At 71.8% G+C, this 14,518-nt stretch carries 15 protein-coding genes and 2 pseudogenes; 8 read left to right on the top strand and 9 right to left on the bottom strand.

Features of this window, described 5'->3' with window-relative positions:
* Positions 1-18: 18 nt before the first annotated feature.
* Both BIV01_RS12275 and BIV01_RS12270 read right to left on the bottom strand, forming a co-directional pair.
* Positions 19-1,647 carry a phospholipase D-like domain-containing protein gene (locus BIV01_RS12275; protein ID WP_139199334.1) on the bottom strand — a complete coding sequence of 543 codons (1,629 nt, stop codon included), beginning with the start codon at positions 1,645-1,647 and terminating at the stop codon, positions 19-21.
* A gap of 26 nt (positions 1,648-1,673) precedes the next feature.
* Positions 1,674-2,303 carry an NUDIX hydrolase gene (locus BIV01_RS12270; RefSeq protein ID WP_083295441.1) on the bottom strand — a complete coding sequence of 210 codons (630 nt, stop codon included), beginning with the start codon at positions 2,301-2,303 and terminating at the stop codon, positions 1,674-1,676.
* A 209-nt stretch (positions 2,304-2,512) separates the two neighbouring features.
* Here BIV01_RS12270 and BIV01_RS19805 point away from each other — a divergent pair, with 209 nt between their 5' ends.
* Together BIV01_RS19805 and BIV01_RS12265 are read left to right on the top strand one after the other, a co-directional pair.
* Positions 2,513-2,680, top strand: a complete 168-nt coding sequence (locus BIV01_RS19805) for a hypothetical protein (RefSeq protein ID WP_175473708.1) — start codon at positions 2,513-2,515, stop codon at positions 2,678-2,680.
* A gap of 70 nt (positions 2,681-2,750) precedes the next feature.
* Complete coding sequence (locus tag BIV01_RS12265) at positions 2,751-3,131, top strand: hypothetical protein (RefSeq protein ID WP_139199333.1); 381 nt, start codon at positions 2,751-2,753, stop codon at positions 3,129-3,131.
* A 41-nt stretch (positions 3,132-3,172) separates the two neighbouring features.
* Here the strand turns inward: BIV01_RS12265 and BIV01_RS12260 are convergent, their stop codons facing one another.
* On the bottom strand, positions 3,173-3,757 hold the full coding sequence (locus tag BIV01_RS12260) for a TetR/AcrR family transcriptional regulator (RefSeq protein ID WP_254790859.1): 585 nt from the start codon (positions 3,755-3,757) through the stop codon (positions 3,173-3,175).
* 159 nt (positions 3,758-3,916) lie between these two features.
* Between BIV01_RS12260 and BIV01_RS12255 the strand changes: the two genes are divergently transcribed.
* The 3 genes from BIV01_RS12255 (at position 3,917) to BIV01_RS12245 (ending at position 7,364) form a co-directional block, all read left to right on the top strand.
* The gene (locus BIV01_RS12255; protein WP_071303019.1) at positions 3,917-5,281 is read left to right on the top strand and encodes an MFS transporter; all 1,365 of its coding nucleotides are present in this window, start codon (positions 3,917-3,919) and stop codon (positions 5,279-5,281) included.
* A gap of 107 nt (positions 5,282-5,388) precedes the next feature.
* A complete protein-coding gene (locus tag BIV01_RS12250; RefSeq protein WP_071303018.1) occupies positions 5,389-6,210 on the top strand; it encodes a sugar phosphate isomerase/epimerase family protein in 822 nt (273 codons plus the stop codon).
* On the top strand, positions 6,207-7,364 hold the full coding sequence (locus BIV01_RS12245) for a Gfo/Idh/MocA family protein (RefSeq protein ID WP_071303068.1): 1,158 nt from the start codon (positions 6,207-6,209) through the stop codon (positions 7,362-7,364). Before BIV01_RS12250 ends, BIV01_RS12245 begins: the two co-directional genes overlap by 4 nt.
* A gap of 80 nt (positions 7,365-7,444) precedes the next feature.
* On the opposite strand, the gene BIV01_RS12240 is transcribed toward BIV01_RS12245, so the two are convergent.
* Positions 7,445-8,167, bottom strand: a complete 723-nt coding sequence (locus BIV01_RS12240; RefSeq protein ID WP_071303017.1) for an SDR family oxidoreductase — start codon at positions 8,165-8,167, stop codon at positions 7,445-7,447.
* A 95-nt stretch (positions 8,168-8,262) separates the two neighbouring features.
* Here BIV01_RS12240 and BIV01_RS12235 point away from each other — a divergent pair, with 95 nt between their 5' ends.
* A complete protein-coding gene (locus BIV01_RS12235) occupies positions 8,263-9,129 on the top strand; it encodes a LysR family transcriptional regulator (protein ID WP_071303016.1) in 867 nt (288 codons plus the stop codon).
* 47 nt (positions 9,130-9,176) lie between these two features.
* Here BIV01_RS12235 and BIV01_RS20110 read toward each other — a convergent pair.
* From BIV01_RS20110 to BIV01_RS12225, 3 genes and pseudogenes are all read right to left on the bottom strand, one after another.
* Positions 9,177-9,290 (bottom strand): annotated as a pseudogene (locus BIV01_RS20110) (DivIVA domain-containing protein); the annotation flags it as partial.
* Between the two features lie 45 nt (positions 9,291-9,335).
* Positions 9,336-9,431, bottom strand: a pseudogene (locus BIV01_RS20105) (DivIVA domain-containing protein); the annotation flags it as partial.
* Positions 9,432-9,488: 57 nt separating this feature from the next.
* Positions 9,489-10,826, bottom strand: coding sequence for a flavin monoamine oxidase family protein (locus tag BIV01_RS12225; RefSeq protein ID WP_071303014.1), 1,338 nt, complete (start codon positions 10,824-10,826; stop codon positions 9,489-9,491).
* Between the two features lie 147 nt (positions 10,827-10,973).
* On the opposite strand from BIV01_RS12225, the gene BIV01_RS12220 reads away from it, so the two are divergent.
* The gene (locus BIV01_RS12220) at positions 10,974-12,689 is read left to right on the top strand and encodes an APC family permease (RefSeq protein WP_083414014.1); all 1,716 of its coding nucleotides are present in this window, start codon (positions 10,974-10,976) and stop codon (positions 12,687-12,689) included.
* A 60-nt stretch (positions 12,690-12,749) separates the two neighbouring features.
* On the opposite strand, the gene BIV01_RS12215 is transcribed toward BIV01_RS12220, so the two are convergent.
* Together BIV01_RS12215 and BIV01_RS12210 are read right to left on the bottom strand one after the other, a co-directional pair.
* Positions 12,750-13,394, bottom strand: coding sequence for a hypothetical protein (locus BIV01_RS12215; RefSeq protein WP_071303013.1), 645 nt, complete (start codon positions 13,392-13,394; stop codon positions 12,750-12,752).
* Positions 13,395-13,427: 33 nt separating this feature from the next.
* The gene (locus BIV01_RS12210; protein WP_071295720.1) at positions 13,428-13,778 is read right to left on the bottom strand and encodes a hypothetical protein; all 351 of its coding nucleotides are present in this window, start codon (positions 13,776-13,778) and stop codon (positions 13,428-13,430) included.
* 143 nt (positions 13,779-13,921) lie between these two features.
* Here BIV01_RS12210 and BIV01_RS12205 point away from each other — a divergent pair, with 143 nt between their 5' ends.
* Positions 13,922-14,512 (top strand): LppP/LprE family lipoprotein, encoded by a 591-nt coding sequence (locus BIV01_RS12205; RefSeq protein WP_139199332.1) that lies wholly within the window; start codon positions 13,922-13,924, stop codon positions 14,510-14,512.
* The last annotated feature ends 6 nt before the right edge of the window (positions 14,513-14,518 follow it).

Here is a 14,518-nt window from a genome sequence, read left to right as displayed (position 1 = left end):
CCCGCACCGCGCCTCCCGTCAGAAGCGGGTCGAGCCGCGCAACCGGCGCGGCCGGCCGTCGGGGTCCACGGCGAGGCGCGCGGCGGGACGCGCCCACAGACGCTGCAGCGCGGAGACCGGCTCCGGCTCGTGCTGGCGGATGCGTCCAGGGGGCCGCGGGCCGGGCTGCCCGTCCTCGTGCCAGTGGTCGAGCGCACGTGCCGTGGAGCGCCAGAGGGCGAGCAGGTCCGCGCCGGACCCGGTGAACCGCTCGTCGTCGGGCGTCGTCGCGAGGTGCTCCGCGCAGAGCTCGTGGCGGAGGTCACGGGCGAGGGACCGGCCGTCGTCCGAGGTGTCCACGACGGCGCACGTGAGTTCGCTGTCGGACGTCCACGAGCGGCGGTTGAAGTTGTCCGAGCCGATCGTGAACCATTCGTCGTCGACGATGCAGACCTTGGCGTGGATGTAGATCGGGCGGCCGTCCTCGTGCTCGAGGTCGAAGGCGCCGACACGGTCGGGTGCGGTGCGGCGGAGCGTCCGGAGCGCCTCGATCTGGCCGAACCGGCTCGGGGGACCGCCCAGCGGCCCGTCCGAGTTCGGGTACCGCGGCACGAGGACGACGACACGGAGCTCCCGGTTGCGTTCGAGGGCCTCGGCGATGCCGGTCGCGACCTCGCGGGACCAGAGGTACTGGTCCTCGATGTAGAGCAGCGATCGTGCTCGGGCGAAGGCCTTGCCGTACGCACGGGCGATGCTCCGCTCACCCAGGGGCGCGAACGGGAACGGCGGGCGCTTCACCCCGTACGTGCGGAGGAGCTGCACGGCGTGGTGCCCGGCCGGTGGTGGTGGCGCCGTGCGTTCGGGCAGGGGCTCGGGGCGCCGCGGCATGTGGACGAGGCGTTGCAGCAGCATCCGGTACGGCAGGCTGCGGTCGAGGGGGAGCGGGTCGTCCCAGCGCTCGGCGAAGACCGCGAGCACGTCCGCGACGACCGGCCCGCGGAGCTCCATCGACGCGTCGTGCCAGGCCGGGCGCTCCCCGTAGCGGGCGTCGATCGAGACGGGCTGCGGGTCGCCCTCGTGCGCGGCGTCGTCGCGACGGCTGTGGCAGAGGTCGATCCCGCCGACGAACGCGACGTCGCGGGAGGGGTCGTCGCGGTGCTGGATGACGAAGAACTTCTGGTGGTGCGAGCCGAACACCCGGACGCGCTGGTCGAGCAGCACCTGGCCGCCGGCGTCGTTGATCTTCCGGCCGAGCAGCTCGTTCGACCGGGCGCTGATCGACGCCGAGACGCGCTCGCCGTGGGACCGCCAGATGAGCCCGCGCACCTCGATGCCCGCTCGTGCACGGTCGGCCAGCAGGTCCCCGATCGTCGGGCCGTCCGGCAGCAGCCGCTCGTCGGCGTCGCCGCGCCAGTCGGTGAACCACACGCGGTCACCGGGGCGGAGGGCGGTCAGTTCCGCGTGGATGCGGTCGAAGTAGGCGGCGCCGTGCACGAGCGGCCGGACGTGGTTGCCCTCAGACCACGGTGCCGCATCGGCGCCGGTGTCCCCCTCGGCGTCGGGCCGGTTCCGGTCCGTGTCGTCGTCGGGGTGTCCCGCGTGCACGCCGGTGGCGAGGTTGCCTCGCTCGTCGCGGGAGAGGAACCAATCAGCTGGACCGGTACGCACAGTCGAACAGTACGGGACGGCGCCGTTCAGGGGCGCGAGCCCGGCAGGGGGATCTCGCGGCGCTCGTCCCACGGCTCGGCCCAGCCGAGGCGGTCGAACAGGGCGTCGAGGAGCATCGCGGTGAAGCCCCAGACGACGTGCTGCGCGGGGCCGGAGTCGATCGTGAACGCCGGACCGCGCCACTCCTGGCCGCCGCGGCGGATCACCGTCACGCCGCGGTGGGCGGGGTCGAGCAGGTCGGCCACCGGCGCCCGGAACACCGCGGCGGACTCGGCCTGGTCGACGACCCGGACGGGCGAGGACTCGCGCCACCACCCGAGCACCGGCGTGACGAGGTGCCGCGAGAACGCGAGCGGCACCGGGGCGATCGTGCCGAGGACGTCCACGCCCGCGGTGTCGATGCCGGTCTCCTCGCGGGCTTCACGGAGTGCCGCGGCGGTCGCGTCCGTGTCACCGGGGTCGACCCGGCCGCCGGGGAACGCGATCTCGCCGGGGTGGGCGCGGAGCGTGGTGGCCCGTGCGAGGAGCAGGACGTCGAGGTCCCGCGAGACGTCGGTGCCGGCGGCTCCCACGGCGGGGCGGTCGCTCGGGACGTCGTCGAGTTCGCCGAACAGGATGAGGACGGCCGCGTTGCGGGAGGCACTGGCCACCGGCATGCCCGTGACGAGCGGGGCGGCACCGGGACCGACGAGCGCGGAGAGCTGCTGACGCGCCGGGTTCACGTCGTCAGCCTAGGTGCTGCGCTCCGAGGCGGAACATCCGGAAGGTGCGCCCCCGGGGGATCTCCGAGGCACGACCCGTACGTTCCGAGTCAGCACCACCGGGACCACGGCGGTCCCGAACCGACACTGCACGGGAGCAGACCATGAGCGACACCGACGGCACCGCACCGAAGAACGACCCCGAGGGCACCCCGAAGCCGGACGGCCTCGGCGAGGACGGCACGATCCCCAACGAGCCCGACGGTCTCGCCGCCGGACACGTGGGCGACGACTCGCACTTCAACCCGGAGGAGGACGACGGCACGGAGTGAGCGAGACGCCGGTGGCCGGCCGGCGGGTGACCTGGGACCATGGAGCATGGGGAACCGCCGGAGGATGCTCGTGACCGCCACGATCGGGGTCGGGCTGGCCCTGGCGCTCGCCGGGTGCTCGTCGCCCGGGTCCGTCTGCGCCGACTCCGGGCAGGGCAACACGGTGAACGTCGTCGTGCCCGACCACCTCGCGACCGCCGTCGAGTCGGTCGCCGTGTGCGTCGGTGCCGCCTGCACGCCCGAGCAGGAGTCGGCGACGTCCGAGGTCGACGGCGCGACCTGGACGGTCCCGGTCGAGCAGACGCAGGACGAACGCGGCCGCGTGGCGCTCTTCGACGCCGACGGTACGCGGCTCGACGAGCGCGGCGTCGAACTGGCCTGGACGGACTACGGCTTCGGCGCACCCCTGCAGTGCCGGGGGAGCGGTGTCGCCGAGGTCTGGCTCGACTGACGGCCCGAAGCGCAGGCCGCACCCGACTGTGAGCTCGGAGGCTAGAGCACCCGCTCCAACAACCGCAGCGTCCCCGCGATGTCCACGTCGCGGTCGAGCAACCACTGCACCTGCAACCCGTCGAACGCCGCGATGATGAGCGACGCGACCTGGTCGAGGTCCGCATCGCTGTGCCGACCTGTGGCGACGAGCTCGTCGCGCAGTTGCTGTGCCAGATCGGCCCGCGCGGTGGCGAACCGCGCCGCGAAGTACGACCGCGCGGTCTCGTTCCCCGCCTCCACCGAGGCACCGAGCAGCGTCGTGTAGAGCGTCACCAGGGCCGGCTCGCTGACGTTCCGGTGGGCGACGAACTCGAGCCGGGGGAACACGCCGCCGGTGTCGCCCAACGCCCGGTTCGACGCGTCGTCACGCTCCCGCAGCACCTCGACGAGCAGGGCCTCGCGCGACGAGAAGTAGTGCCGGAGTGCGGCGTGCGAGATGCCGATCGCCTCGCCGATGGCCCGGAGCGAGGTCCCGTCGATGCCGCGGGAGGCGACGACCTCGAGCGTCTGGTCGAGGATCTCCTGCCGGCGCTGCACGCCCTTGGCGTAGGGCCCGCGGCTGCCGGTTCCATCGTTGGAGGTCACTCGGACCAACCTACCGGCAGCCATGAGTCGCCGAAGTGCTGGCGCAAAGTACCGAAACAAAAACTTCCGGTCGGAGGTTTTGGGTGCTACTGTCCCGATCACCTAGTAGCACTAGGGATTCAGCGGGCCCCGAAGCCCCCTATGACTCGAGGAGGAGTCATGTCGACACCGACGTCGAAGGAAGAACCCACACGCGGCATCGCCGGAACCGCATCCCCCGCGGTCACCGCCGCCGCCGGCACCACCGCCACGGACGCAGCGGCGTCCCGAGCGTTCTCGGTCGAGGGCATCACGCAGTCCGTCAGCACGATGCGGGTGGGCCGCGGCTACCTCTGGGGCCTCAGCTTCGCCCAGTTCGGCCTCTTCGTCGCCCTGCTCACGCCGGTCTTCGTGAGCATGTCGATCAAGGCGACCGAGCTCAACCCGTCGAACCCCGAGACGATCGTCGGTTCGGTCCTGCCGTTCGGCGCGATCGGTGCCCTGCTCGCGAACCCGCTCTTCGGCGCGATCTCGGACCGCACCCGCACCCGCTGGGGTCGTCGTCGGCCGTGGATGGTCGGCGGCGTCATCGTCTTCGTCGGTGCACTCGCCTGGCTCGCCTTCTCACCGAACGTCCTGCAGCTCACCCTGGCGTGGGTCCTCGCGCAGGTCACCGCCAACGCGGTCCTCGCCACCCTGACCGCGAGCTTCGCCGACAACGTGCCGGAGTTCCAGCGCGGCAAGGCCTCGAGCGTCATCGCGCTCGCGCAGAACACCGCGATCCTCGCCGGTCTGTACCTGGCCGTCTACCTGGTCGGCAACCTGCCGATGCTCTTCATCGTCCCGGGCATCATCGCGATCATCGCGATCCTCGTCTACTCGTTCGTGGCCCGCGACGAGCTGCCCACGACGCCGATCAAGCCGTTCAGCTGGGTCAACCTGATCAGCTCGTTCTGGACCAATCCGATCAAGCACCGCGACTTCGGGCTCGCCTGGTGGGGGCGCTTCCTCATCACCTTCGGCACGTTCATGTTCACGACCTACCGCCTGCTGTACATGGAGGACCGCATCGGCCTCCCGCAGAAGGAGGCCGTCGGCATCGTCGCGTTCGGTGTGCTCCTCTACACCGTCGCCCTGCTGGTCAGCGCCGCGCTCTCCGGGTGGGTGTCCGACCGCATCGGCCGCCGCAAGGTCTTCGTGTGGAGTTCCACGGCCCTCACCGCCGTCGGCCTGGTGATCCTGGCGCACGTGGACACGGTCGGCGGGTTCTACTTCGCCGAGATCGTGATGGGCTTCGCCTTCGGCATCTACTCCGCCATCGACACCGCGCTCATCGTCGACGTGCTGCCCGACCCGGAGCGCCCCGGCAAGGACCTCGGCGTGATCAACATCGCGAACGCGCTGCCGCAGTCGCTCGCCCCGGCCGTCGGTCTCTTCCTCCTCGGCGTCGGGGGCGGTCAGAACTACACGCTCATGCTCTGGGGCGCGGGTGTCGCGGTGATCCTCGGCGCACTCGTGATCTTCCCCATCAAGTCGGTCCGGTAGACGGCGCACCAGCGCACGGTCCTGGAGGCGCGACCCGACTCACGAAGGCGAGTCGCGCCTCCAGGCGGTCACCGCACACACCGCAAGCCTCCCTGAAAGGACCAGCCATGGCACCCGCCATCTCCCTGCAGCTCTACACGGTGAACGCCGCGCTGGAGCCCGACCTCGACGGCGGCGTCCGCCGCCTCGCCGACATCGGCTTCGACACCGTCGAGGCGTTCGCGTTCGTCGACCGAGCAGCGCAGCTCAAGGAAGCGTTCGACGCCCACGGCATCACCGCGAAGACCGGCCACGCCTTCCTGGTCGAGGAGACCATCCCGCTGCCCGACGGCACCGTGATGACCGCGCCGTCGCACGCCGACACCTTCGCCGCGGCGAAGGAGCTCGGCCTCGAGATCGTCATCGACCCGTTCGTCGGCCCCGACCACTGGACCACCCGCGAGGGCGTCGAGCGCGTCGCGGCCCGACTCAACGCCGCCGCTGCCGAGGCAGCCGAGCACGGCCTCCGTGTCGGCTACCACAACCACGACCACGAGCTCCGACCGCAGATCGACGGCCAGCCCGCACTGCAGGTGCTCGCCTCGCTGCTCGACCCGGGCGTGGTGCTCGAGCTGGACCTGTACTGGGCCTCCGCCGCGGGCATCGACCTCGTGCCGTTCATCGAGGAGCTCGGTGACCGCATCGTCGCCGTGCACGTCAAGGACGGCCCCATGCGCGACGACATCTCCACCGCGACGATCCCCACCGACCAGACCCCGGCCGGCCAGGGCGACGTCCGGCTCGCCGAGGCGCTGCGTGCCGCGACGGCCCTCGAGTACGCCGTGATCGAGTTCGACGGCTTCGCGGGGGACGTCTTCGACGGGGTCGCCCAGTCGTACGAGTGGCTCGCCGCGCAGCTCGCACCGAGCGGATCGGCGGTGTCCGCATGACCCGCACGGGCAAGGTCGGCATCGGCTTCATCGGCGCCGGCATGATCAGCGAGCAGTACCTGGCGAACCTCACGACCTTCCCCGACGTCGAGGTCGTCCGGATCGGCGACATCGACACGGAGCGGGCGGCGGCGTCCGCGGCGAAGTGGGGCGTCGCGGCCTCCGGCGACGGTGCGTCGGTCCTCGCCGACCCCGACGTCGAGATCGTCATCAACCTGACGCTCCCGGCCACGCACGTGGCGGTGTCCACGGACGCCCTCCGCGCGGGCAAGCACGTGTGGAGCGAGAAGCCGATCGGGGTCGACCGCGAGTCCGCGGCGGGCCTGGTCGCCCTCGCCGACGAGCTCGGGCTCAAGCTCGGCATCGCGCCCGACACCGTGCTCGGCCCGGGGTGGCAGACCGCCAAGCGGGCGATCGAGGCCGGTGCGATCGGCACGCCGCTGACCGCGGTCACGAGCATGCAGTGGCAGGGGCCGGACGTGTTCCACCCGAACGCGTCGTTCCTCTACGCCAAGGGCGCCGGCCCGCTGTTCGACATCGGCCCGTACTACTTCACGGCGCTCGTGCACCTGCTCGGGCCGATCGACTCCGTCGTCGCGACCGGGTCGCGGTCCCGCGAGACCCGGGAGCTCGTCGTCGGGCCGAACGCGGGCCAGTCGTTCCCCGTCGAGGTGCCCACCCACGTGTCCGTCCTGTCGTCGTTCGAGCAGGGCGGCAACGCGCAGTCGCTGCTGTCGTTCGACACCCCGCTGTTCCGGCACGGCGTCTTCGAGGTCAACGGCACCGAGGGCACGATCGTCATGCCCGACCCGAACACCTTCGGCGGCGGGCACCCGATCCGGATCGCCCGACCGATCCCCGCCGGTGCCTCGTGGCCGTTCGAACAGGAGTGGGAGACGCTCCTCGACGAGGAGCCGACGGTCGGCCGGGGCCTCGGCGTGCTCGACATGGCGCGGGCCATCCGCGGCGGCGGTTCGCACATCGCGACCGGTGCGGTCGGCTACCACGTGCTCGACGCGATGGTCTCGGTGGAGGAGTCCATCGAGCGGCGGTCGTTCGTCGAGGTCGAGTCCACCGTCGGGGCGATCGCGTCCCTGCCGGAGGACTTCGACCCGTTCGCTGCCACGCTGGAGACGGCGCCGGCCGCGGTCTGACGACCGGGGCACCAGACGGGAGGCCCTGCTCACGTCCGCCTCGTGCGGAACGTGCGCAGGGCCTCCCGTCGTGTCCGTGGTCACCAGGGAACGACGCCCGCGTCCTCGAAGAAGCCACCGCGCGGGCCGTCGTCCGGCAGCGTCGCGAGCCGCACCGCGGTCGCCGCGCCCTGCGCGGCCGAGCGGTCGCCGCTGAAGCCGTTGAAGTCCGTCGCGACGAGCCCCGGGCATGCAGCGTTGACGATGATCGGGGTGTCCGCGAACGCCCTCGCGTACTGGGTCGTGATGCCGTTGAGGAACGTCTTCGACGGGGCGTACGCGGCCATCACCGGACCCGGCTGGCGGCCGAGGGACCCCATGCTGCTCGACGCGTTCACGATGCGCGGCGCGGGGGAGCGGCGCAGCAGCGGCAGCATCGCGTTCGTCACGCGGACGACGCCGTAGACGTTGACGTCGACGACCTGCCGGACGACGTCGAGGTCGAGCGTCGTCGGGTCCTGCGTCCACGTCACCGGGTCGAACGGTCCAGAGATCCCGGCGTTGTTCACGAGGACGTCGAGTCGGCCGAAGCGCTCCTCGACCTCTGCTGCGGCGTCCGCCACGCTCTCGTCACTCGTCACGTCGAGCCGGACCCCGTGGGCGTCGACCCCGCTCGCCCGCAGTCGTTCCACTGCTTCCTCGCGGCCGGTGTCGCTCCGTGCCCCGACGAGCACGCGCATCCCCGTCGCACCCAGCTGCTCGGCGATCGCGTACCCGATGCCCTTGTTCGCGCCGGTCACCAGCGCGGTCGTCTTGTCGTCCATGTGCTCGATCGTCGGTCCGGGGCGGTTCCCGCGTCCAACACCGATCGGGTGGGTGGTGATACTCGCCGGGTATCGGTCGGCGTAGGCTGCCGGTCGTGGACGATGTCGAGACGCGCGAGCTCCGGTACTTCGTCGCCGTCGCCGAGGAACTCCACTTCGGCCGCGCGGCGCTCCGGCTCGGGATGGCGCAGCCGCCGTTGTCGCGGGCGATCCGGCAGCTCGAGGAGCGGATCGGCGTCCGGCTCTTCGACCGTGACCGTCGTGGCGTGACCCTGACCGACGCGGGATCGGCGCTCCTCCGCGAAGCCCCGGTCGCCCTCGACGCCGTGCGCGCTGCCGTCCGGCGGACCCGACGTGCGGGGGCACCGCAGCAGCGGCTCGTCCTCGCGACGAAGGCCGGGTCGTCGCACGAGTTCCTGCAGGCCCTGCTCGACGCCGCTCCCGAGGACGTCCCGGTCGACGTGGTGCTCTGCGAGATCGGTGAGCAGGCGGGACTCCTCCTCGACGGCACGGCGGACGTGGCGGTCATGCACCGGCCGTTCGACGACTTCGCCGGGATCGAGTCGGTCGACCTGTACTCCGAGCCGCAGGTCGCGATCGTCCCCGCGTCCCACCCGCTCGCCGACCGCCGGTCCCTCACGATGGCCGAGGTGTCGTCGGTCCCCGACCTGCCGATGGCGCGGTGGCCCCTCGCCGACTGGACCTACCCGCCGGGACCGGGGCCGGAGGTGCACTCGCAGTCGCAGCTGGCGCAGCTCGTCGCGCTCGGTCGGACGCTGCTCGTGATCCCGCGCTCGAGCCGGGCCTGGCAGTGGCCCGAGCACGCCGCGGTGCCGGTGCTCGACGCGCCCCTCGCGACGACGGTGCTCGGGTGGCCGGTCGGGCGGGAGACGCCGGCGGTCGCGCGGCTCGTGGCGACCGGGCTGCGGATCGGGGAGGCCGCGGGCGCGGTCAGCGCCTGACGGGGCCGGTCAGCGCCTGACGGGTCCGGTCAGCGGCGGGTGGTGTGCTGCCGCAGCGCGACCACCACGCGGTCGAGGAAGTCGTCGACCTCGTCCTGGCGGTAGCCCTCGCGGAACTTGGTCGGCTGGAAGCGCGCCAGGGTGACGTCCTCGGGCGTCAGCGGGTCGACCGGACGTCCGGCCTCGTACCCGGCCAGGGTCGCCCGGACCCGGTCGAGGAAGTCGTCGACCTCGCGCTGGTCGTACCCTTCGCGCCACTTCGTCGGTGCGAACTTCGCGTTCGCCACATCGCTCGCGAGCATGCTCTCCCCCTCGTGCCGGACCCCTCGTGCCGGCGTGTTCGACGATCCTCGCACAGGTCACCCGGCGGGTGTGCCCGTCCAGACCCGGTCGATCGGCACCTCGTGGCCGAGCACCGCGACCGCCGCACGGTGCCCCGAGTACAGCGCGCCGGCCACCGTCGCCGGGTCGTCGGTCCACGTCGCCTCGCCCGCCAGGTGCACGCGCCCCGCGATCGGCACCGCGAGGTCGTCGTGGTCGCTCGTCGTCGACCCCGGCAGCATGTGCGCGTACGAGCCCCGGGCGAACGGGTCGTCCTGCCACGCCGTCACCAGCACCGACGTCGGCGTCCCCACGGCGTCGCCGTACAGTCGCCGGAGCTGCTCGAGCACCGAGTCCGCGACCCGCTCCTCGCTCCAGCCCCGGATCGCCCGCGCTGCAGGACCGGCCGCGAAGGTGAGCAGCGTCGGCACCCCGTCGAGCCGCGTCAGGTCGTACCAGGAGTGCCACCACCGTCCGGCCGGACCGAGCTGCCGGACCGCGTAGACGTCGGCGTCCCAGAACCGTTCCGGGAACCGGAGGACGACCTTCTCGAAGGCGTTCATCCGCAGCCGTCCGAGTGCCTGCCGGTGCCGTGCGGGCAGCGGTGGCTCGATCACGAGGTCGTCGGCCTGCAGCACCCCGACGGGCACCGTGACGACGACGGCCTCGGCGTGGAACGGGCCGCGGCTGCTCGTGACCACCACCCCGCCGTCCCCGTGGTCGATGCGCTCGACGACGTGCCCGAGCCGGACGTCGAGTCCCGCGGCGAGGTGTGCGGGCAGGGCGTCGTAGCCGTCCGGGAACACCACCTCGTCGCCCGCGATCGTGTCGTCGTCGAGCCCGTGCGCGGCGAGCTCGTCGCTCGCGACCCCGTACTGCTCCTCGCTCCGGTGCTCGAGGTGCTCGCTGACCCGTTCCGCCCGCTCGGCGTCCCAGCCCTGCGCCGCGACGGCCCGGGCGACCACGTCTCGGTAGCTGTCGAGCGGCGCCGATCGCTCGACCTCGTCGGCCAGGGCGCGGTCGACCGTGCGTACGTCGTCGGCGAACCGGGCGGCTGCACCGGCCTCGAGCCGACGACCGTCGGGCCCGTGGTACGCGATCGGCCGGCTGTCGACCTGGTACCCGCCGACGGTGAACTCGACCGTGCGGATGCCGAACGCGGCGACGGCGTCGGCCACGGCGTTGTCCTCGACGCCGTGGATCCACGAGGCGCCGAGGTCGGTCACGTGCCCGTCGGTCCGGTCGGTGTGGACCCGACCGCCGATCCGGTCCCGGGCCTCGAGCACGACGACCCGGCGCCCGGCCCCGGCGAGCACCCGTGCGGCTGCGAGCCCCGCCACGCCCGCACCGATCACGACGACGTCGGCGTCCTCCATGCTGGTGCTCCTCTCGGGACTGGATCAAGATTGACACAGCCAGGTGCGGAAATCGTTGCTGAGGTCTAGTTTCAGTGCTCGTATCCACAGAGTCGTGGAGCGACGGCGACGGTTTCCGTCGCTCGCCATCGAGAGAGCGTGGTGGTCATGCGAGACGAACGGGTCGTGACGGTGTCGACCGAGACCGTCGGCACGGAGAAGGGACTGCGACCGGGCGCCATCGGCCTGGTCGGCAGCGTCGTCATGGGCATCTCGTCCACCGCGCCCGCCTACAGCCTGGCCGCGAGCCTCGGGTTGGTCGTGGCCAGTGGGGGAGCGCTCCTCGCCGGGGTGAAGGCCCCGGCGATCATGCTGCTCGCGTTCATCCCGATGTGGATGATCGCCGTGGCCTACCAGGAGCTCAACCGCGAGGACCCCGACTGCGGCACGACGTTCACCTGGGCGACCCGGGCATTCGGTTCCGTGACGGGGTGGCTCGGCGGGTGGGGGATCATCGCCGCGGACGTCATCGTGATGGCGAACCTCGCCCAGATCGCCGGCTCGTACGGGTACTCGTTCGTCGGCGTCCTCACGAACGACCCGGCGATCAGCGCCCTCGGGAACAGCACGCTCTGGTCGACCGTCGCCGGGGTGGCCTGGATCGCCGTGATGACCTTCATCTGCTACGTCGGCGTCGAGGTGTCGGCCCGGCTGCAGTACGTCCTGCTCGGCATCGAGGTGCTCGTGCTGGTGATGTTCGCTGCCGTCGCGCTCGTACGGGTCGGTACCGGCAACGGCGTCGAGGGCTCGATCACACCCTCGCTGTCGTGGCTGTGGCCGAGCGGCATGGACTTCGGGTCGGTCATCGCCCCCGCCATGCTCACGGCGATCTTCATCTACTGGGGCTGGGACACCGCCGTCTCGCTCAACGAGGAGACGAAGGACCCCGAGAAGACCCCCGGTCGCGCAGCCGTCATCAGCACGGTCCTGCTCCTCGTCATCTACGCCCTCGTGTCGATCGCGGCGATCGCCTTCGCCGGCGTCGGGACGAAGGGCATCGGCCTCGGGGCGCAGGGCAACGCGGACGACGTGTTCTCGGCGATCGGCCCGGCGCTCTTCGGCAACTCGTTCCTCGGGCACGCGGCGATGGCCCTGCTGTCGTTCTCGATCCTCACCTCGGCGTCCGCCTCGACGCAGACGACGATCATGCCGACCGCCCGCACCTCGCTCTCGATGGCGGTCTACAAGGCCCTGCCGTCGCACTTCGCCCGGATCCACCGGCGCTTCCTCACGCCGACCTGGTCGACCATCGGGATGGGCATCGCGTCGATCGGCTTCTACGTGCTGTTCACCGTCATCTCGACGAACCTGCTCACCGCCCTGATCGGTTCCGTCGGCCTGATGATCGCGTTCTACTACGGGCTGACCGGCTTCGCGTGCGTCTGGGTCTACCGACGGACGCTCTTCAACACCGCACGGAACTTCGTCATGCGGGGGCTCGTCCCGTTGCTCGGCGGCCTGACGCTCGCGGTGACGTTCGTCTACGGACTCGTGCAGTTCGCCCAACCCGACTGGCTGCAGGGCGACGACGGGAAGGATGTCACGATCCTCGGCATCGGAGCGGTCGCCGTGGTGGGTGTCGGCGCGATCCTCATCGGTGTCGTGCTGATGGTCGTCTGGTGGGTGCGGTCCCCGGACTTCTTCCGGGGGCGGACGCTCACGAGCACGAGCAACATCCTCGTCCTCGACGGCCCGGGTGGCGTCCCGGAGCCGACCGTCATCGCGCCCGACTTCTCGAACCTGCCGACGGGCAGCATCGCGGTCGACGAGGAAACCGGCAAGCGGTTCCGGCGGACACGGTCGCGTCGCCGCGACGACGACTGATCTCGCGCACCGGCGGCGGACGGGAGGCGCGGGGCGGGCCCGCACCGTGCCTCCCGTCCGTCAGCCCACCAGCTCGCGCCGCAGCGACCGCAGCACCGGCAGGAGCGTCTCCAGACCGCCGGGACCCACCTCGAACGGGCGGCCGAGGGCCGTCCGCGGCGGCAGCACCAGCTCGCCTCCACCGACGAGGTCGAACCAGAGCGCGTAGTCGACGCGGGAGCCGCGTGCGTCCTTCGTCGCGAGGTCGATCGTCCGGATCCGTGACCAGGGCAGATCGATCACCGGCGCCTCCCGGTCCGGCGTCCATCCGTGCATGCCGGCACGATCGAGCGTCCACACCTCGGGACGGGGACGCGGGAGGTCCTCGGAGGTCCGGATACCCTTCGTCAGCACCGGCAGGAAGAACGCGGGTTCGCGACCGCCCGCGCGGATGCGGGCGAGTGTCCGTCGGTCGCGACGTCCGCTCCACCAGGTGCCGACCGACATCACGATGCCGACGACGATCAGGAACAGCTCGACCAGGACGATGCTGCCGACGCGACTGCTGCGCTCCATCTGCTCGACGAAGGCCGGCGAGCCGAACTCCGCGACGATGAGTGCCGGTGCACCCAACACCAGGATCGCCCCAGCCAGGTGGATCGGCCACTGCCGCGGCGCGGTCCCGTCACGGAGCCGTCGCACCCACCCGTCCGTCACGTCCTGCACGGCCCCATCCTGCTCGGACGTCGGTCGGTGCGGTCAGTGCCGGTGGGACCGCCGCCGGCCGAGGATCGCGTCGAGCACCCGCGAGAACCGCGGACGCCGCGCCACCGGCTTCGTCTCGATGGACCGGGTCGGAGCGCGGAGCGCGAGATCGTGCAGCATGTTCCGCTTCGAGCCGTCCCAGTTCGCGAACAGGTACGCGCCGCCGAGGAACGACAGGCTCCGCACCGGCGTGCGCTTCCACGAGTCGGCCGCGACGTAGTACCCGGCGTGACCGGCGTGGATGTGCTTGATCACGGTGTCGACGTCGATGACGCTGGTGGTCGTCACGACGGCGGTGATGCCCGTTCGGTCACGGGCGACGTACTCGATGAGGTGTTCAGACACGAGGGCTCTTGGTCGGGTCGGGGCCCGTCGAGGTCGGGGAACGCAACACGACGGGGCATGGCCGGAATCGTCGTTGCTTCCGAAACCCAGAATACGCCGAGAACTCTGTGCAGGGCGAGGAGGAACCTGTCCGGATGCGCACCGTGAACACCACCGGGGGGATCCTGTTCGCCGCCGTCCTGGCCGTTGCCCTGACCGGGTGCAGCGGCGGGACGACCGCCGGCCCCACCGCCACCGCCACCGCCACCCGCACCGTGACCGCCACGCCGACAGCGGTCGCCGAGAGCCCGACCCCGACGTCGACTCCGACCCCCACGCCGACGTGCGGCCCGTCGACCGGTGCCGAGGCCGCCGCCCAGCCGATCGCCGACCTGCCGCTGCCGGCCGGGCTCGAGGACGCGAAGTGGGACGCCGCACGGGCCGACACGTCCGGGTACGAGGCGTGCGCCCCGCTGTCCTGGGTCACGGTGAGCCTGGACCTCGCGACCGGCAGCTCGCCCGTCGCGATCCTGCTCTTCCACGACGGCCGGTACCTCGGCACGGCCACGAAGGAGCAGTACGGCTTCGTCCCGGACATCAGCCGGACCGACCCGTCGACGATCGCGGTCGCCTACCGCTACGCGAAGCCGGACGAGTCGACGGCGGACGCGAGCGGTCGGACGGACGCGACGTTCCGGTGGGACGACGCTGCCGGGCGCGTGGTGATGACGGGGCAGGTGCCGCCGGCCGGCTGAGCCGCG

The sequence above is a fragment of the Curtobacterium sp. MCBA15_013 genome, from assembly GCF_001865095.1.
GTDB lineage: Bacteria > Actinomycetota > Actinomycetes > Actinomycetales > Microbacteriaceae > Curtobacterium.
Note: the sequence above shows the minus strand (reverse complement) of the source record. Positions and strands in the feature narration are given on the sequence as shown.

Coding starts and splice junctions, on each gene's coding strand:
- BIV01_RS12240 (WP_071303017.1), bottom strand. CDS start 8,167: ATGGACGACAAGACGACCGCGCTGGTGACCGGCGCGAACAAGGGCATC.
- BIV01_RS19805 (WP_175473708.1), top strand. CDS start 2,513: ATGAGCGACACCGACGGCACCGCACCGAAGAACGACCCCGAGGGCACC.
- BIV01_RS12250 (WP_071303018.1), top strand. CDS start 5,389: ATGGCACCCGCCATCTCCCTGCAGCTCTACACGGTGAACGCCGCGCTG.
- BIV01_RS12225 (WP_071303014.1), bottom strand. CDS start 10,826: ATGGAGGACGCCGACGTCGTCGTGATCGGTGCGGGCGTGGCGGGGCTC.
- BIV01_RS12245 (WP_071303068.1), top strand. CDS start 6,207: ATGACCCGCACGGGCAAGGTCGGCATCGGCTTCATCGGCGCCGGCATG.
- BIV01_RS12270 (WP_083295441.1), bottom strand. CDS start 2,303: ATGCCGGTGGCCAGTGCCTCCCGCAACGCGGCCGTCCTCATCCTGTTC.
- BIV01_RS12220 (WP_083414014.1), top strand. CDS start 10,974: ATGCGAGACGAACGGGTCGTGACGGTGTCGACCGAGACCGTCGGCACG.
- BIV01_RS12255 (WP_071303019.1), top strand. CDS start 3,917: ATGTCGACACCGACGTCGAAGGAAGAACCCACACGCGGCATCGCCGGA.